We start from the raw sequence: 17,330 nt of genomic DNA on the forward strand, positions 1-17,330 counted from the left end.
GGGGGGGGGGGGGGGGGGGCGGGGGGGGGGGCCGGGTGGGGGTGCGGGAGCGGGTGCGGGAGCGGGAGCGGGAGCGGGTGCGGGTGCGGGTGCGGGTGCGGGTTGCGTCGTGGCCGGTCGCGCCGCGCGGCGGAGCCGCTGACGGGCACGCCCCCGCGCCCCTGAGAGGCGCACCTTCGGTGCGGCATCTCCCCGATGGGGAAGCTGCACGCAGCGCATGCTTCAGGGGCGCGGGGCTGTATCGATATGGGGCTGCGCCGCGGGGCGCGACCGGCCACACACCACCCGCACCCGGCGACGAACCCCGCCGTCACTCCCCCTTCCCCGGCAGCAGCAGCGCCGCCAGCACCGACGTCACCAGCAGCACGCTCCCCGCGACGACCAGGCTGACCCGCATCCCGGTGAGGGAGAAGGTGTCGCCCTGGGCGACCAGCGCTCCGAACAGGGCCACGGCCAGCGCACCGCCGGTCTGGCGCAGGGCGTTCAGGAGGCCCGAGGCGATCCCGGCGCGCGGGCCGGGGACGGAGTCCATGAGGAGCGCGGTGAGCGCCGGGACGGCGAACGCCCCGCCGAGCCCCGTCGGCACCAGGAGCAGCAGCACCAGCCACATCGGCGTACCGGCGGTCAGCGGCAGCAGGACGAACATGGCCAGGGAGAGCACCAGTTGGCCGATCACGATGACGGGCCGGCGGCCGATGCGCTCGGCCGTGCGCGGGGAGATCAGGTTCGTCGAGGTGATGATCACCGAGAGCGGGACGAAGACCAGTCCGGCGGACAGGGCCGACATGCCGCGCGCCTGCTGGAGGTAGAGGCCGAGCAGGAAGACCAGGCCGTAGAAGGCGAGGTTCACGGCGAAGCCGATGGCGAGGGAGACGGCGACCGTGCGCTGCCGGAGCATCGCGAGCGGGACGACCGGGGCGCGGTGCCGCTTCTCGACCGCGTAGAACGTGACGGCGCAGACCACGGCGAGCGCCAGCGAACCGAGGACCGGAGCCGACGTCCACCCCGCGTGCCCGCCCTCGATCACCGCGAAGGTCAGTCCGGCGAGGGTGAGGACGGCGGTGACCTGGCCGGGGACGTCGATGGGGGCGGGGCGGCGCGGCGACGGGGCGACCTTGACGAGCAGGGCCAGGATGGCCGCGCCGACGGGCAGGTTCAGGAAGAACACGGCCCGCCAGCCGACCGTCTCGGTGAGGACGCCGCCGAGGACCGGGCCCGCCGCCATCGCGACCGAGCCGCCGACCGTCCACAGCGCGATGGCCCGCGCCCGGTGCCGCGCGTCGTCGTACGCCTGCCGGATCAGGGCCAGCGAGGCCGGCATGACGACGGCGGCCGCCGCGCCCTGCACCACGCGCGCCGCGATCAGCGCGCCGATGCCGGGGGCGAGCCCGCAGGCCAGGGAGGCGAGGGTGAACAGGCCGACGCCGAACGCGTAGGCGCGGCGGGCTCCGGCCCGGTCGGCGAGGGCGCCGGCGGAGAGCATCAGGCCGGCGAACAGGAGGGTGTAGGCGTCGACGACCCACTGCAGGCCCGTCATGCCGCCGCGCAGCGAGTCCCGGATGCCGGGCAGGGCGATGTTCACGGCGGACACGTCGATGGTGATGACGGTGAAGCCGAGGAGGGCGGCGACGAGGGCGACGGCGGCCGGGGGTGTGCGGCGGGCGCCGGGCACGGGGGGCGCCTCAGGGCGGCTGGTGGCCGGGCGAAGAGCGGTGGTGGTCACTCGGGTCTCCTGGTCGAGAAGGGGCGGGCGAGCGGGCGGGGGCCGCGGACCGCGGACCTGTGACGTGCACTCCCTGGGACCTCGGCCCCCGGCCACTCGCTACGCCATCCACTCTGGGACCGGCGAGGGAAAGGTGGCAGGCCGCGGTTCACCGGGGTGCGGCGTTCCTGGCCCTGACACACCCCCTCACGGGACGCCGTGACCGTGGAGAATGGAACACATGGCTGAGACCACGGAATTGGGCAGGTATCTGCGGGCGCGCAGGGGGCAGGTCACCCCGGCCGACGTCGGGCTGCCGGCGGGCACCGGGCTGCGCCGCACCCCGGGCCTGCGCCGCGAGGAGCTCGCCACGCTCTCCGGGGTCAGCGTCGACTACTACACGCGCCTTGAGCGGGGCCGCGAGACGAACCCGTCACCCGCCGTGATCGACGCCATCGGCCGGGCGCTGCGCCTGCGCGGCGACGCCTACGAGCGCCTCCACGACCTGGCCGAGCTGGCCTCGGGCCGCTCCGCCGACGCTTCCGGGCTCCGCCCCACCGACGACGACACGGTGCGTCCTTCGGTGCTGCGGATGCTGGAGGCGCTGCGCCCGATGCCCGCGTACGTCGTCAACCGCTACAACTACATGCTGGCCGCGAACCCGGCGGGCCGCGCCCTGATGCCAGGCCTGTGGGACTGGCCGGCCGAGCGGCGCAGCATCACCCGGTATCTCTTCCTGCACCCGGTCGGCCGGGAGCTGTACGTGCCGTGGGAGGAGACGGTCAGCGCCTCCGTGGCGCATCTGCGGGCCATCGCGGGCTCCGACCCCGACGACCCGCGACTGACCACCCTCGTCGGTGAACTCCTGCTGAAGTCACCGGAGTTCACCCGTATCTGGGACCGCTACGAGGTGGACGAGCGCAGCGGCGGCACCAAGACGTACGCCCACCCGAAGGTGGGCGCGATGACGCTCACGTACGAGGTCATGCAACTGGCCAGGACGGGCGGCCAGCGCCTGGTGGCGTACCAGGCGGCCGAGGACTCGCCCGACGAGGAGGCCATGCTGAAGCTGGACCCGCTGAACCGTTAGGGCGATCCGCGCCCTAGGGCGACTTTCGATCCACGCCCTAGGGGCGTTCGAGGATCGCCGTCACCCCCTGGCCGCCCGCGGCGCAGATGGAGATGAGGCCCCGGCCCGAACCGCCCCTCTCCGCAAGGAGTGTGGCGAGGGTGGCGACGATGCGGGCGCCGGTCGCCGCGAACGGGTGGCCGGTGGCGAGGGAGGACCCGGCGACGTTGAGCCGTTCCCGGTCGACCGGGGCGAGGCCCTGCTTCTCCCAGGCGGCGAGCGTCGCGAGGACCTGCGAGGCGAACGCCTCGTGCACCTCGAACAGGTCGAAGTCCTCGATGCCGAGCCCGGCCCGCTCCAGCATCCGCGGCACGGCATGGGCGGGCGCCATCAGCAGCCCGTCGCCCCTGTCACCGGCCACGTCGCCGTGCACACCGCGCCTGCCCGATTCGTCTCCGACGAAATCCACCGCGGCACTCTCGTACGCGGTCAGATACGCCAGCGGTTCGAGGCCGCGCGCCTGCGCCCACTCCTCGCTCGCCAGCAGCACGACGGCGGCGCCGTCGGTGAGCGGAGTCGAATTGCCGGCCGTCATGGTCGGGTTCGGCCCGTCGGTCCCGAACACCGGCTTGAGCGTGGCGAGTTTCTCGGCCGTGGAGCCGGGGCGGAGATTCTGGTCGCGCTCAAGTCCCTTGTAGGGCACGACCAGTTCGCCCAGGAGCCCGCGGTCGTACGCCGCCGCGAGCCGCCGGTGGCTGGTGGCGGCCAGTTCGTCCTGCGCCTCCCGGGTGATGCCCCACGCGCGGGCCGTGACGGCGGCGTGCTCGCCCATCGACAGGCCGGTGCGCGGCTCGGCGTTGCGCGGGATGTCGGGGACGAGGTGGCGGGGCCTGATCCGGGCGAGGGCCTGGAGCCGGGCGCCCGTGGACTTGGCGCGGCGGGCCTCCAGCAGAATGCGGCGCAGCTCGTCGTTGACGCCGAGCGGGGCGTCGCTCGCCGTGTCCGAGCCGCCCGCGATCGCGCTCTCGGTCTGGCCGAGGGCGATCTTGTTGGCGGCGGCGATCACGGCCTGCAGACCCGTGCCGCAGGCCTGCTGGATGTCGTACGCGGGGGTGCGCGGGTCCAGCCCCGAGCCGAGCACGGTCTCGCGTGCCAGGTTGAAGTCCCGGCTGTGCTTGAGGACGGCTCCGGCCACGAACTCGCCCACGGCGCCCGGCTCGTGGAGCGCGAGGCGGCCCACGAGACCGTCGAGCGCGACCGTCAGCATCTCCTGGTTGGAGGCCGTCGCGTACGGGCCGTCGGAGCGCGCGAACGGGATACGGCTGCCCGCGACGACGGCGACGCGGCGCGGGATTTCCCCTGAAGGCATCCCTGAGGACATCTCGACAACTCCTGACTACTGAGTAACCTTACTCCGAAGTAAATTTACGACCGCGCAGGGAGTTGGACAATGGCCGACCGCTATCTGAACTTCACCGGCACGGCCCCCGGCCGCTTCCTCACCAAGCGCCTCGGCCTGCCCCAGCCCGCGCCACTGCGCCGCTTCAGCCCCGGCCACCCCACGCTGGACGGCGAATTGCTGCACGTCACGGCGGGTACGTCCGCGTACGAGAAGGAGCTCGGGGCGCTGCTCGCGGGCACCGGTCCCGATGTCGTACGGGCTTCGGAGCGCCCCGGCGCGGTCGTCGTCGACGCCACCGGGGTCGCCGACGTGGCGGCGCTCGGCGAGGTGCACGCGGCCCTGCATCCGGTGGTGCGGTCGGTGGCGGCGGGCGGGCGCGTGGTGGTGCTCGGAGCGCCACCGTCGGCCGACGACCACCACCAGGCGGCGGTGCAGCAGGGCCTGGAGGGGTTCGTCCGCTCCCTGGGCAAGGAGATCGGGCGCGGGCGGACCGTGAACCTGGTGCGGGTCGCGGGGCCCGTGGCGGGCGCCGAGTCGACGCTGCGCTTCCTGCTGTCGCCGAAGTCGGCCTATGTCAGCGGCCAGGTCGTGGAAGTCGCAGGTGGCGAGAGCGAGTTGCCCGCACCGGAGAACTGGGACCGGCCGCTCGCCGGGCGCACCGCGCTGATCACCGGCGCGGCCCGCGGGATCGGCCGGGCCGTCGCCGAGACGCTCGTACGGGACGGGGCCGAGGTCGTCCTCCTCGACGTGCCGTCCGCCGCCGACGACCTGAAGAAGGTCGCGGAGCCGCTCGGGGGGCGGGCGCTGCCGCTGGACATCACGGCGGACGACGCGGGCGAGCGGATCGCCGCGTTCGTGCCCGACGGCCTGGACGTGCTGGTGCACAACGCGGGCATCACCCGCGACCGGCGGCTCGCCAACATGCCCGCGGAGCGCTGGAGTTCGGTCCTGGAGGTCAACCTGGCGAGCGTGCTGCGCACCACGGACACGCTGCTCGACGCCGGGGCCGTCCGGCGCGGCGGGGCCGTCGTGGCGACGGCCTCCATCGCCGGGATCGCGGGCAACGCCGGGCAGACCAATTACGCGGCCAGCAAGGCGGGCATCGTCGGCCTCGTCCGCTCGCTCGCCCCGCGGGCGCTGGCCGAGCACGGGGTGACGGTGAACGCGGTCGCGCCCGGATTCATCGAGACGAAGATGACGGCGGCGGTCCCGCTCTTCATCCGGGAGGCGGGCCGCCGGATGAACTCCCTTGCGCAGGGCGGACTTCCGGTCGACGTGGCGGAAACGACGTCCTGGTTCGCGTCCCCGGGTTCCGGCGCGGTGAACGGCCAGGTCGTCCGGGTGTGCGGGCAGTCGCTGCTGGGGGCGTGAACGCGCCGTTGCCGGTGGGGTCCGCGGGTCGGGCGCGGCTTCGGTGAGGGCCGGCCGCGCCCCTGACGGGAAGGTTGCGCGCGGCGCATGCCGTCAGGGGCGCGGGGAACGGCGCGAGAAGCCCCACCGGCCTGCGGCCGCCCCCGCCCCGACACCCCTGCGGCGAGACCCTCCTGACCACCCACCCCCGAAGAGAGACCCCGTGACGACCACCCCGCTCCTCCCCTCCATGCTGCGCGGCGCCGCCCTCTCCCCCTTCAAACGGCACCCCCGCCCGGACGCCCCGCTGCCCGGCACAGCGGCCCGCCTCCCCGATCTGCAGGTCACCGCGGAGCACCTCGCCGCGTACGAGCGTGTCTGCGCCTTCCCCACCGGCCACGCCGGGCTCCCCGTCACCTACCCGCACGTCCTGGGCTTCCCGCTGGCGATGCGGCTGATGTCGGCACGCCGGTTCCCGCTCCCGCTGCTCGGCCTGGTGCACACGTCGATCGAGATCACCCAGCGACAGGACCTGGACCCGGCCACCCGCTACGAACTGACCGTCCGCATCCCGGAGTTGCGCCCGCACCACCGCGGCACGCAGGCGGCGGTGAGCACGGAGCTGCGGGCCGCGGACGGCGCTGCGACACCCGTGTGGGAGTCGACGAGCACCTACCTGGCCCGGCACCGGACGACGACACCGGCGCCACCCGCCACGGAACCCGGCACGCCCCTGCCCCCGCTCGCCGAATGGCACCTGCCCGGCGACCTGGGCCGCCGCTACGGCGCCGCGTCCGGCGACCGCAACCCCATCCATCTGCACCCGCTCACCGCCCGCGTCTTCGGCTTCCCCCGCGCCATCGCGCACGGCATGTGGACGGTGGCCCGGTGCCTGGCGGAGTTCGGGGCGGCCGGGCCCGTCCGCGTACAGACGCGGTTCAAGGCCCCGGTGCTGCTGCCCGGGACGGTGGTCTACGCGGCCGAGGGCCCGGCGTTCGCGCTGCGGGCCGCGCGGGGCGACCGGGTGCACGTCACGGGCGAGGTCACCCCGCTAACGGTCTGACCAGCGCTGCCCGTCCATCAGGTTGCCGAGCCCGGACCAGGCGAAGTTCATCATGGTCGTCGCGGCTTCCCTGGCGGAGACGGTCGGATCGGTGTTGGCCCAGCCGGCCAGCGCCTCGGCGGCGCCGACCAGCGCCTGGGCGAGGCCCGCGACCTCCCGCTCGGCGAGCTCGGGGTCGCCGTGCGCCGCCCGGGCCGCCTCGGCGATCAGCGAGGTCACGAAGGCGACGATCTCGTCCCGCATCAGAGCGACCTCGGCCACGAACGGCTCGCCGCCCGAACGGGCCTGGCTGTGCAGCACCGCCCACCCGTCGGGGCGCTCGGCGGTGTGCGTGAAGAAGGCGGTGAGCCCGTCCCAGAGCTGCTGGTCCGCGGGGACGCCGGTGCGCACCCCGGCCCGCACCGCGCCGATCAGCGCGGCCGCCTCCCGGCGGATGCAGGCGGTGAACAGCTCTTCCTTCGAGTTCAGGTACAGGTACACCAAGGGCTTCGAGACACCGGCGAGTTCGGCGATCTCGTCCATGGAGGCGGCCCGGTAGCCCCGCTCCCCGAAGACCCGCACCGCGGCGTCCAGCATCTGCCGCTCCCGCTCGGCCCGCGGCAGCCGCTTCGCCCGCCCGTCCTGCCCGGCCTTCACGCCACCCACCCCTGCCGCCCTTCTCCCCGAACGCCGTACCCGCTCAGCCTACGCAGGCCAGCGCCCCGACCCGTTCCCGAGCCGCGCCGAGGGATGCGGCGGCGCGCTCCCGTTCCCCGGCGAGGTGCGGCACCAGCGTGGCGAGGGTCCGGTCGGCCTGCACGAAGTGCAGCCGCTCGTCCGTCACTCCGAGCCGCCGGAACCAGGCCCGCAGGCACGGTGTCTGGAAGTCCCGCCCGTCGGCGGGGTCGCCGCCCCGCGCGGAGATCACCACCACGCGCGTCCTCGCCAGCCGGCTGCGGCCGGTCGACGGATCGGTGAAGGCGCCGGGGAACGCCACCCGGTCGATCCACGCCTTCAGATGCGCGGAGACCGAATAGTTGTAGAGCGGGGCGCCGATCACGACGGTGTCGGCGGCGGCGAGTTCATCGACGTACGGGCGGGTCATGGCCCACACCCGCGCCTCCGCGGCGCTCTCGACGAGCCCGGTCGGCCCGTCGGCGGGCAGGTCCTGGTACCGCTCCACCTTCCGGCCGAAGGCGCAGTACGACGTGTCGATCAGCGGAACGGGTTCCGCGACGAGGTCGCGGTAGCGGTGCCGTGCGCCGGGGTGTGCCGCCTGCCACCGGCGGGCGAAGAGCGCGCTGAGCCCGCGGGTCACCGATGCGTCGCTGTCGTGCGCGCCCGCGTCGAGCCGCAGCAGCAGTCGGGTGTGCGAAGTCTTCTTGTCCGTCATGCACGGACGACGGGACCGGCCGCCGAAAGGTGACCGCCCTTCCGTAAAGAAACCACCGCATCCCGCCTCCCGGGACGGGGAGGCGGGGTGCGGTGTCGGGGGTGGGAGCCGGGGGACGTCAGGCGGCGGCGGTCACGGCCACGGCCTGCGGCTCCTCCACCGGAGACGCGGTCGCGTTGTCGTAGGCCTCGCGGTCGAGGATCTTCTCGCGGGAGGCGACGATCACCGGGACCAGGGCCTGGCCCGCCACGTTCGTGGCCGTGCGCATCATGTCGAGGATCGGGTCGATCGCGAGGAGCAGACCGACGCCCTCCAGCGGGAGGCCGAGCGTGGAGAGGGTCAGGGTGAGCATGACCGTCGCACCGGTGAGACCGGCGGTGGCGGCGGAGCCGATCACCGAGACGAAGGCGATGAGCAGGTACTCCTTGACGCCCATCTGGACGTCGAAGAAGTTCGCGACGAAGATCGCGGCGATCGCCGGGTAGATCGCGGCGCAGCCGTCCATCTTCGTGGTCGCGCCGAACGGGACGGCGAAGGAGGCGTAGTCCTTCGGAACGCCCAGACGGATCGCGGACTGCTGGGTGACCGGCATGGTGCCGACCGAGGAGCGGGAGACGAACGCCAGCTGGATCGCGGGCCAGGCGCCCTTGAAGAACTGGAGCGGGTTGAGCTTGCCCACGGTCGAGAGCAGCAGCGGGTAGACGCCGAACAGGACCAGGGCGCAGCCGATGTAGATGTCGGCGGTGAAGGTCGCGTACTTGCCGATCAGGTCCCAGCCGTACTGGACGATCGCGTTGCCGATGAGGCCGGCCGAGCCGATCGGGGAGAGCTTGATGACCCACCACAGGGCCTTCTGCAGCAGCTCCAGGATGGACTCGGAGAGCGTGAGGACCGGGGCGGCCTTCTCGCCGACCTTGAGGATCGCGATACCGGCGACGACGGCGATGAAGACGATCTGCAGCACGTTCAGCTCGGTGAACGGCGTGATGACGTCGGTCGGGATGATGCCGGTGAGGAAGTCGATCCAGGAGCCCTGGGTCTCCGGCTTCGCGGCGTCCTTGGCCGACAGCGACGTGCCGTTGCCCGGGTTGGTGAGCAGGCCGATGGCGAGGCCGATGACGACCGCGATCAGCGACGTGATCATGAACCAGAGGAGGGTGCGGCCGGCGAGCCGGGCCGCGTTGTCGACCTTCCGCAGGTTGGTGATCGACACGAGGATCGCGAAGAAGACCAGCGGGGCGACGGCCAGCTTCAGGAGCTGGACGAAGATGCTGCCGACCTTCTCCAGGGTCGTACCGAGCCAGGACACGTCGGCGGTACGGGCGACGTAGCCGAGGACCAGACCGACGACGAGGCCCAGCAGGACCTGCGCCCAGAACGGGATCTTCGGTATACGGAAGCCGGGCTTCTGCTCGGCTGCGGGGGTGTTCGCGGACACGGAGGCACTCCAGTGAGGACGCGCGGGGTTTTCAGGGGGACGTACAGGAGCGGCGACCGCGAGATGAGGTCAACGGCGCCACTGCATCGGGCCGGGGCCGGCCGAAAGGGTCGTCGCGATCAGGCGCGACAGGCCGCGGACATGCAGCGGCAGAGATCGACATGCAGGCGCTCCACGAGCGTGACGCCCATGGCCTTCCGGTGCGCTGCTGATGTCTTCATGACAAGCACGTTAACACCAGCGCTTTGGGGATATCAAAGGGGTTCTTTGGGTCACGCGACGCGTACGTATGCCCCTTAAGCCTGATTTACCTTGAAAACGCAGGCGGCCCCGGCACCGATACGGTGCCGGGGCCGGAGCCTGCTGTGACGTAACTTACGCGGAGCTCACACGGGGCTCACACGGGACTCACGCACCCTGGGCGCGGGCGGCGTCGTCCGCCTCGTCCTCCATGGAGCGGTTGGCCTCCATGTTCGCCTTCGCGCGGTCGACGCGGGCGACGATCTTCTCGGAGGCCCGGTCGCGCTCCCCGCGCAGCAGCACGAAGCTGAGCGGCGCCGAGATCACGAGGGCGAGCAGGGCGATCCACAGCCAGTACGAGCCGCCGATGCCGCTGGGGACGATGCCGACGGCGACGAGACCCCAGACGGCGAGGAAGCAGCCCACGAAGACCCCGAGACGCATCAGCGTGTAGCGGAACATGCCAACCCACTCTTCCGTTCCGAAGATTCCGAAAAGGTTCTCTTATCGCTCTTACAGGACGAGCGCTCCTCCAGTGAAGCACGCGGAGGAGCGCTCGGAGTCGGCGGGGGCCACGGGCCCCGGATCGGCTCAGATCAGCCAGCGGTTCTTGCGGACGAGCGGCAGCCGGGCCCATGCCTTCCCGAGGCCGAAGTAGCTGCCCGCGCCGGTGGCCGCGGTGATCAGCAGCACCAGGGCGATCATCCAGTGGTCGTCCATGAAGGGGTTGGTACCGGGCCACAGGGTGACCAGCCACATGAAGGCCATCATCAGCGTGCCCGCGCCCGCGGCGACCCGCATGCCGATGCCGAGGATCATCGCGAGGCCCACCCCGAGCAGGCCGAGCATGAAGAGGGTGTCGAGCCACCAGGTGCCGGCGACCGAGTCAAACATGTGGGCGAAGGGGCCGGTGGTGCCGTGCAGCAGGAAGCCCTCGGTGGGGTGCCCGCCGTTCAGCCAGCTCCCGCTCGACGGGGTCGACTTCCCGAAGCCGAAGGTCTTGTCGAGGAACGCCCACAGGAAGTAGAAGCCGACCAGGACGCGGGCTGCGGCGAGCGTGCCACGGGCGGCCGCCGAGCGGACGACGATGCCGTCCTGGCTGCCTGCGTGACGGCGCGGGGCACCGGCGGCGGTCCGGCGTTCCGGGGTGTGGAGAGCCATGGCGGGACCTTCTTCCGTAAGGCGTTCAGTCGCTCGTGAATACATTCACAAGCTACGCCTCCGCTTTATCCGGTCCCTATGGCTGAAGGTCCCGAACCGGACGTCCGAACGTCACCAGTGGCCGCGCCCCGTCTACGCTCGCCCGCATGCGCCACACGCACGACACGCACGACACGCACCAGGTTCCCCTGCACTTCGATCTCGACCCCTCCGTCACCCCCGCACTCCGCGACGGCGCGCTCGCCCTGTGGGCGGACGTCTCGAACGCGGGCGGGGCCGTCGGCTTCGTCCCGCCGGTCACCCCGGACGACATACGCCCCGAGCTGGTGAAGCACTTCGCGAGGATGGCGGAGGGCGGCACCCGGCTGCTGGTCGGCCGCACCGAGGACGGCGCCGTCGCGGCGACGGCGTTCCTCACGTACAACCCGCACCGCCTGATGAAGCACCACCTGTGGCTCTACACGGTGATGGTCCACCCCGCGCACCAGGGCAAGGGGTACGGCCGCGCGCTGATGGCGGCGGCGCAGGAGGCGGCCCGCGGCTTCGACGGCATCGAGGCCCTGCGCCTGACCTGCCGGGGCGGCACGGGCGCGGACACCTTCTACGCGGCGTGCGGCTACAAGGAGGTCGGCCGCGTCCCGGGCGCGATCAGGGTGGCCCCGGGCGACGACCGCGACGACATCCACATGATGCTGCCCCTGTGACACGCGCAAAGGCCCCGGTCCGCACGGAGCGGACCGGGGCCACGGGCACAGCGGCGAGAACTCAGACCCGCATGGGCTGCGGCGAGTCCCGGCGGGCCGGATCGGCACCCTCGTACTCGCGAATGATCTCGTAGCGGGTGTTCCGCTCGACGGGCCGGAACCCGGCGTCCCGGATGAGGTCCAGCAGGTCCTCGCGGGTCAGCTTGTTCGGCGTGCCGTAGTTGTCGGCGTCGTGCGTGATCTTGTACTCGACGACCGAGCCGTCCATGTCGTCGGCGCCGTGCTGGAGCGCGAGCTGCGTGGTGTGCAGACCGTGCATGACCCAGAAGCACTTCACGTGCGGGACGTTGTCGAACAGCAGCCGCGAGACCGCGAAGGTCTTCAGCGCCTCGGCGCCGGTGGCCATGGTGGTCCGCTCCTGCAGGCGGTTGCGGACCTTTCCGTCCTTCATGTCCACGAAGTCGTGCTGGTAGCGCAGCGGGATGAAGACCTGGAAGCCGCCGGTCTCGTCCTGCAGTTCACGCAGGCGCAGCACGTGGTCGACGCGGTGGCGGGGCTCCTCGATGTGCCCGTAGAGCATGGTGCTCGGGGTCTTGAGGCCCTTCTCGTGCGCGAGCCGGTGGATGCGCGACCAGTCCTCCCAGTGGGTGTCGTGGTCGACGATGTGCTGCCGGATCTCCCAGTCGAAGATCTCGGCGCCGCCGCCGGTCAGCGACTCCAGACCGGCCTCGATCAGCTCGTCGAGGATGTCGGAGGCCGACAGACCCGAGATCTTCTCGAAGTGGTGGATCTCGGTGGCCGTGAACGCCTTGAGCCCGACGTTCGGCAGGGCCTCCTTGAGCGCCTTCAGGGACCGCGGGTAGTAGCGCCACGGCAGGTTCGGGTGCAGGCCGTTGACGATGTGGAGTTCCGTCAGGTTCTCCGACTCCATCGCCTTGGCGAGCTTGACCGCCTCCTCGATGCGCATCGTGTACGCGTCCTTCTCGCCCGGCTTGCGCTGGAACGAGCAGTAGGCGCACGAGGCGGTGCAGACGTTCGTCATGTTGAGGTGACGGTTGACGTTGAAGTGCACCACGTCGCCGTTCTTGCGGGTACGCACCTCGTGCGCGAGGCCGCCGAGCCAGGCCAGGTCGTCCGACTCGTAGAGCGCGATGCCGTCCTCGCGGGACAGCCGATCACCGTCCCTGACCTTCTGCTCCAGCTCGCGCTTGAGCCCTGCGTCCATGCCCGTACCTCTCCTCAACTCAAGAGACCCATAAGAGTCGGGTCCACCGTACGCCCCGGGTCTCACACCTCTTCGGGAAGCTCCCCGACCCGGTTCTCCCACTTCGTGGAGAGCACGATCGTGGTGCGCGTACGGGACACACCCTTCGTCCCGCTCAGCCGGCGGATCGTCTTCTCCAGGCCGTCGACGTCGCTGGCCCGCACCTTGAGCATGTACGAGTCGTCGCCCGCGATGAACCAGCAGTCCTCGATCTCGTGCAGGTCCTTCAGGCGGCGCGCGACGTCCTCGTGGTCGGCCGCGTCGGAGAGCGAGATGCCGATCAGGGCGGTGACGCCGAGTCCGAGCGAGGCGGAGTCGACGGTGGCGCGGTAGCCGGTGATCACGCCGGCGGCCTCAAGACGGTTGATGCGGTCCGTGACGCTGGGTCCCGACAGGCCGACGAGCCGGCCCAACTCCGCATACGAGGCGCGGCCGTTCTCGCGCAGGGCCTGGATGAGCTGCCTGTCCACGGCGTCCATAGGTCCAAAGCCTTTCATTGTTCAGCGTTGACGCGAGTTTACGTATAGAATCTAAGGCGTGCGGGGCCAACACCCCACAATTTCTAAAGCTCAGTTTCCACAGCTTCGTCAGAGATCTTCAGGAGAGTCGTCACCGTGTTCACGATCGAGATGGCCTACGCCCGCATGCGCGCGATGCAGGACGAGGCCAATCGTTCCCGTGTCCACCAGCCCGCCACGACCGAGGCCCGCGCGGCGAAGAAGCCCGCCGCACGCCACAAGAAGCGCTAATCCCGGCGCTCACGAGAGCCTCCCCCCAGCTCCCCCTCCCATCGGCGGTACAGCGTGTGCGGCACTCCTGCCGCGTCCAGCGCCCGCCCCGCGACGAAGTCCACCAGATCCTGGATGTGCGTCGCCCCCGCGTAGAACGCCGGTGAGGCGGGCAGCACGACCGCGCCCGCCTCGTCCAGCGACACCAGGTGCTTGAGCGTCTGCCCGCTCAGCGGCGTCTCGCGCACGGCGACGATCAGCGGCCGCCGTTCCTTCAGTGTCACGCTCGCCGCCCGCTGCAGCAGGTCCTTCGAGAGACCGAGCGCCACACCGGCCACGCACGCCGTCGAAGCGGGCACGATGATCATGCCCTTGACCGGGTACGACCCGGAGGACGGCCCGGCACCGAGGTCACCGGCCGGCCAGTACCGCACGTCGCTCAGATCGAGCCCGCCGAACGTCCCCGGCTTCCCGTCGGCGCCCCGCGCCAGCCACTGGGTGAGGTCCTCGTGCCAGTGCGCGTCCCGGAACGAGATACCGGTCTCGTCCAGGAGCGTGAGCCGCGAGGCCCGCGAGACGACCAGGTCGACGGCCTCACCGGCGTCGATCAGCGCACGCAGCACGGACGCGGCGTACGGGGTTCCGGAGGCGCCGGACACCCCGACGACCCAGGGGATGCGGCTGCTTGCGTTGACGTGCTCCACACACCCGAGCCTATCCGGCATGCTCAAGAGGGAACTTGAGCAGGGGCCGAGGGCGTTCTGCGAGTGGGGGGGACGAGATGACGTACGAAACAGGGAAGCGCACGGAGCAGCAGTGGAGCGCGGGCGATCGCGCACTCGCGGCCGGCAAGGTGATGGTCGGCTGGGTGGCCCTGCTGTGGCTGCTCGAAGTGATCGACGTGGTATCGGGCCACGCCCTCGACAGCTTCGGCATACAGCCGCGCGAGCCCTCCGAGCTGATCGACGTCGTCCCGGCGTCCTTCATCCACTTCGGCTTCGCCCATGTCGCGGCGAACTCGATCCCGCTGCTGGTCCTCGGCTTCGTCGCCGCGCTCGGCGGCCTGCGCCGCTTCTTCCTGGCGTGCGCGCTGATCATCGTCGCGGACGGCCTGGGCGTGTGGCTGGTGGCCCCCGACCACACCAACACGGCGGGCGCGTCGGGCCTGATATTCGGCCTGTTCGGCTTCGTGGTGCTGTCCGGCTTCGTGGAGCGCCGCCCGCTCGGCATCGTGGTCGGCCTGCTGATAGCCGCGTACTGGGGCACGACGTTCCTGGCCGGCCTCTCCCCCACGAACGACGGGGTGAGCTGGCAGGGGCATCTGATCGGGCTGATGGCCGGAGTGGCGGCGGCGTTCGCGCTGTCGCGCCGACGGCGCCCTCGGCTCCCGGCGGCCTGAGGCCCCGGGGGGCGGCACCCACTCGGCGCCGCCACCCTCATCCGCGTACCGCGACCAGTCCTAGACCGTCAGGCCCCGCACCAGCAGATCGAGCAGCGCGCACACGAAGAGCGCGATCCCGATGAAGCCGTTGACCTGGAAGAACGCCCGGTTCAGGCGGGACAGGTCGTGGGGCTTGACGATCGAGTGCTCGTAGAGGAAGGCTCCCGCGACGATCACCAGGCCGACCCAGAAGAACGTTCCGGCATCGGTGACGAGGGCGTACCAGACGAACAGGGCCGTCGTCAGCGTGTGGCAGACGCGCGCGCCCCAGATCGCGGCCGGGATGCCGAAGCGGGCCGGGACGGACTTCACGCCGACCTCGCGGTCGGTCTCCACGTCCTGGCAGGCGTAGATGAGGTCGAAGCCGCCGATCCAGATGCCGACCGCGAGGCCGAGGATCACCGCGGTCCAGGACCACTCCCCCGTGATCGCGATCCAGGCGCCGATCGGGCCCATCGCCTGGGCCAGGCCCAGGATCGCCTGCGGGAAGTTCGTGAACCGCTTGCCGTACGGATAGACCACCATCGGGATCACCGCGATGGGGGCCAGGGCCAGGCAGAGCGGGTTCAGGAGCGCGGCCGCGCCCAGGAAGACGACCAGCGCGATGAGCGCGCCCGTCCACGCCGACTTCACCGAGACCGCGCCGGTGACCAGTTCGCGGTGGGCGGTGCGCGGGTTACGGGCGTCGATCTCGCGGTCGATGATCCGGTTCGCCGCCATCGCGAACGTGCGCAGGCCCACCATGCAGATGGTCACCAGGAGCAGCAGCCCCCAGTGGATGTTCTTGTCCAGCTCGAACATCGCGGTCAGGGACGCGATGTAGGCGAAGGGCAGCGCGAACACCGAGTGCTCGATCATGACCAGGCGCAGGAACGCCTTGGTCCGTCCCGGCTGCGGGATTGCTGCTGATGCGCTGCTCACGACAGTCCGTACTCCTTCCAGCGGCGGTCCACCAGGGCCGCCGTCCGGGGATCGGAGACGACCATCTCGGGCCAGCCTCCGTCCCGCGTGTAGCCCTCCTCGGGCCACTTCTTCGTCGCGTCGATACCCGCCTTGCCGCCCCAGAACTGCTGGTACGAGGCGTGGTCCAGGTGGTCCACCGGCCCCTCGGTGATCATCAGGTCGCGGGCGTAGTCGGTGTTGCCCAGCGCCCGCCACGAGACTTCATGAAGATCGTGGACGTCGCAATCGGAGTCGACCACGACGATCAGCTTCGTCAGCGACATCATGTGCGCGCCCCAGATCGCGCTCATCACCTTCTGGGCGTGCTTCGGGTACTTCTTGTCGATCGAGACGATCGCGCAGTTGTGGAAGCCGCCCGACTCCGGCAGGTGGTAGTCGACGATGTCCGGGACGATCACCTTCAGGAGCGGCAGGAAGAAGCGCTCCGTGGCGCGGCCCAGCGGCCCGTCCTCCGTCGGCGGACGGCCGACCACGATCGACTGGAGCAGCGGGCGCTTGCGCATCGTCACGCAGTCGATCTTCAGCGCCGGGAACGGTTCCTGCGGCGTGTAGAAGCCCGTGTGGTCGCCGAAGGGGCCCTCCGGCAGCATCTCGCCCGGCTCCAGCCAGCCCTCGACGACGACCTCGGCGTGGGCCGGGACCTGCAGCGGGACCGTCTTGCAGTCGACCATCTCGACCCGCTTGCCCTGGATGAACCCGGCGAGCAGGTACTCGTCGATGTCACCGGGCAGCGGCGCCGTCGACGCGTACGTCACGGCCGGCGGGCAGCCGAAGGCGATGGCGACCGGGAGCTTCTCGCCCCGCTTGGCGGCGACCTGGTAGTGGTTGCGGCTGTCCTTGTGGATCTGCCAGTGCATGCCGATGGTGCGCTTGTCGTGGCGCTGGAGGCGGTAGAGCCCGAGGTTGCGCACGCCCGTGTCCGGGTCCTTCGTGTGGGTCAGGCCCAGATTGAAGAAGGACCCGCCGTCCTCCGGCCAGGTGAACAGCGCCGGAAGCCGGTCCAGGTCGACGTCGTCGCCGGTCAGGACCACCTCCTGCACGGGGGCGTCGCCGGACTTCACCTTCTTCGGCGGTACGTGCGTCATCGCGCCGAGCTTGCCGAACGCCTCCCGCATGCCGACGAAGCCCTGCGGCAGTTCGGGCTTGAGCAGACCGCCGATCTTCTGGCTGATCTCGTCGTACGACTTCAGGCCGAGGGCCTTGAGGAGCCGGCGGTCGGTGCCGTACACGTTCATCGCGAGGGGCATCGAGGAGCCCTTCACGTTCTCGAAGAGCAGGGCCGGGCCGCCGGCCTTGTTCACCCGGTCGACGATCTCACCGACCTCCAGGTACGGGTCGACTTCGGCCTTGATGCGCTTCAGGTCGCCCTCGCGCTCCAGCGCCCGGAGCAGGGAGCGAAGATCGTCGTAAGCCATGCCCTCCAGTATCCGGCA

Annotated in this window: 18 protein-coding genes; 6 read left to right on the plus strand and 12 right to left on the minus strand. The window is 71.2% G+C overall.

Going from position 1 to position 17,330, the window contains the following annotated elements; translation table 11 throughout:
• Window positions 1-310: 310 nt before the first annotated feature.
• The gene (locus J3486_RS41940) at window positions 311-1,723 is read right to left on the minus strand and encodes an MFS transporter (protein WP_207829458.1); all 1,413 of its coding nucleotides are present in this window, start codon (window positions 1,721-1,723) and stop codon (window positions 311-313) included.
• 220 nt (window positions 1,724-1,943) lie between these two features.
• On the opposite strand from J3486_RS41940, the gene J3486_RS41945 reads away from it, so the two are divergent.
• Window positions 1,944-2,792, plus strand: coding sequence for a helix-turn-helix domain-containing protein (locus J3486_RS41945; RefSeq protein WP_207829459.1), 849 nt, complete (start codon window positions 1,944-1,946; stop codon window positions 2,790-2,792).
• Between the two features lie 37 nt (window positions 2,793-2,829).
• On the opposite strand, the gene J3486_RS41950 is transcribed toward J3486_RS41945, so the two are convergent.
• Complete coding sequence (locus tag J3486_RS41950; protein WP_374194835.1) at window positions 2,830-4,140, minus strand: acetyl-CoA C-acetyltransferase; 1,311 nt, start codon at window positions 4,138-4,140, stop codon at window positions 2,830-2,832.
• A gap of 81 nt (window positions 4,141-4,221) precedes the next feature.
• Between J3486_RS41950 and J3486_RS41955 the strand changes: the two genes are divergently transcribed.
• Together J3486_RS41955 and J3486_RS41960 are read left to right on the plus strand one after the other, a co-directional pair.
• On the plus strand, window positions 4,222-5,544 hold the full coding sequence (locus J3486_RS41955) for a 3-oxoacyl-ACP reductase (RefSeq protein WP_207829463.1): 1,323 nt from the start codon (window positions 4,222-4,224) through the stop codon (window positions 5,542-5,544).
• Window positions 5,545-5,773: 229 nt separating this feature from the next.
• A complete protein-coding gene (locus tag J3486_RS41960; RefSeq protein ID WP_207829638.1) occupies window positions 5,774-6,586 on the plus strand; it encodes a MaoC family dehydratase in 813 nt (270 codons plus the stop codon).
• On the opposite strand, the gene J3486_RS41965 is transcribed toward J3486_RS41960, so the two are convergent.
• From J3486_RS41965 to J3486_RS41985, 5 genes are all read right to left on the minus strand, one after another.
• The gene (locus J3486_RS41965; protein ID WP_207829636.1) at window positions 6,575-7,162 is read right to left on the minus strand and encodes a TetR/AcrR family transcriptional regulator; all 588 of its coding nucleotides are present in this window, start codon (window positions 7,160-7,162) and stop codon (window positions 6,575-6,577) included. The genes J3486_RS41960 and J3486_RS41965 overlap by 12 nt on opposite strands.
• A gap of 103 nt (window positions 7,163-7,265) precedes the next feature.
• Window positions 7,266-7,958, minus strand: a complete 693-nt coding sequence (locus J3486_RS41970; protein WP_207829466.1) for an FMN-dependent NADH-azoreductase — start codon at window positions 7,956-7,958, stop codon at window positions 7,266-7,268.
• A 118-nt stretch (window positions 7,959-8,076) separates the two neighbouring features.
• Window positions 8,077-9,396, minus strand: coding sequence for a dicarboxylate/amino acid:cation symporter (locus J3486_RS41975; protein ID WP_207829467.1), 1,320 nt, complete (start codon window positions 9,394-9,396; stop codon window positions 8,077-8,079).
• A gap of 408 nt (window positions 9,397-9,804) precedes the next feature.
• Window positions 9,805-10,098, minus strand: coding sequence for a DUF4229 domain-containing protein (locus J3486_RS41980; protein ID WP_207829469.1), 294 nt, complete (start codon window positions 10,096-10,098; stop codon window positions 9,805-9,807).
• 129 nt (window positions 10,099-10,227) lie between these two features.
• Window positions 10,228-10,797 carry a DoxX family membrane protein gene (locus tag J3486_RS41985; protein WP_207829471.1) on the minus strand — a complete coding sequence of 190 codons (570 nt, stop codon included), beginning with the start codon at window positions 10,795-10,797 and terminating at the stop codon, window positions 10,228-10,230.
• 146 nt (window positions 10,798-10,943) lie between these two features.
• Here J3486_RS41985 and J3486_RS41990 point away from each other — a divergent pair, with 146 nt between their 5' ends.
• A complete protein-coding gene (locus tag J3486_RS41990; protein ID WP_207829473.1) occupies window positions 10,944-11,501 on the plus strand; it encodes a GNAT family N-acetyltransferase in 558 nt (185 codons plus the stop codon).
• A gap of 61 nt (window positions 11,502-11,562) precedes the next feature.
• Here the strand turns inward: J3486_RS41990 and mqnE are convergent, their stop codons facing one another.
• Both mqnE and J3486_RS42000 read right to left on the minus strand, forming a co-directional pair.
• Window positions 11,563-12,726, minus strand: coding sequence for an aminofutalosine synthase MqnE (gene mqnE / locus J3486_RS41995; protein WP_207829481.1), 1,164 nt, complete (start codon window positions 12,724-12,726; stop codon window positions 11,563-11,565).
• A gap of 62 nt (window positions 12,727-12,788) precedes the next feature.
• A complete protein-coding gene (locus J3486_RS42000) occupies window positions 12,789-13,244 on the minus strand; it encodes an Lrp/AsnC family transcriptional regulator (protein WP_207829482.1) in 456 nt (151 codons plus the stop codon).
• Between the two features lie 135 nt (window positions 13,245-13,379).
• On the opposite strand from J3486_RS42000, the gene J3486_RS44855 reads away from it, so the two are divergent.
• A complete protein-coding gene (locus tag J3486_RS44855) occupies window positions 13,380-13,514 on the plus strand; it encodes a hypothetical protein (RefSeq protein WP_267878292.1) in 135 nt (44 codons plus the stop codon).
• On the opposite strand, the gene J3486_RS42005 is transcribed toward J3486_RS44855, so the two are convergent.
• Window positions 13,511-14,197 (minus strand): UbiX family flavin prenyltransferase, encoded by a 687-nt coding sequence (locus J3486_RS42005; RefSeq protein ID WP_307805175.1) that lies wholly within the window; start codon window positions 14,195-14,197, stop codon window positions 13,511-13,513. The two genes, J3486_RS44855 and J3486_RS42005, sit on opposite strands and share 4 nt — an antisense overlap.
• Window positions 14,198-14,274: 77 nt before the next feature.
• Here J3486_RS42005 and J3486_RS42010 point away from each other — a divergent pair, with 77 nt between their 5' ends.
• A complete protein-coding gene (locus tag J3486_RS42010) occupies window positions 14,275-14,892 on the plus strand; it encodes a rhomboid family intramembrane serine protease (RefSeq protein WP_207829485.1) in 618 nt (205 codons plus the stop codon).
• A 60-nt stretch (window positions 14,893-14,952) separates the two neighbouring features.
• Here J3486_RS42010 and mqnP read toward each other — a convergent pair whose 3' ends face one another.
• Window positions 14,953-15,855 (minus strand): menaquinone biosynthesis prenyltransferase MqnP, encoded by a 903-nt coding sequence (gene mqnP / locus J3486_RS42015; RefSeq protein ID WP_207829486.1) that lies wholly within the window; start codon window positions 15,853-15,855, stop codon window positions 14,953-14,955.
• Entirely contained in the window at window positions 15,852-17,312 is a 1,461-nt protein-coding gene (locus J3486_RS42020) for a menaquinone biosynthesis decarboxylase (protein WP_207829488.1), read from the minus strand. Before J3486_RS42020 ends, mqnP begins: the two co-directional genes overlap by 4 nt.
• Window positions 17,313-17,330: the final 18 nt, after the last annotated feature.

Source organism: Streptomyces sp. VRA16 Mangrove soil, from assembly GCF_017377775.1.
Taxonomy (GTDB): Bacteria; Actinomycetota; Actinomycetes; order Streptomycetales; family Streptomycetaceae; genus Streptomyces.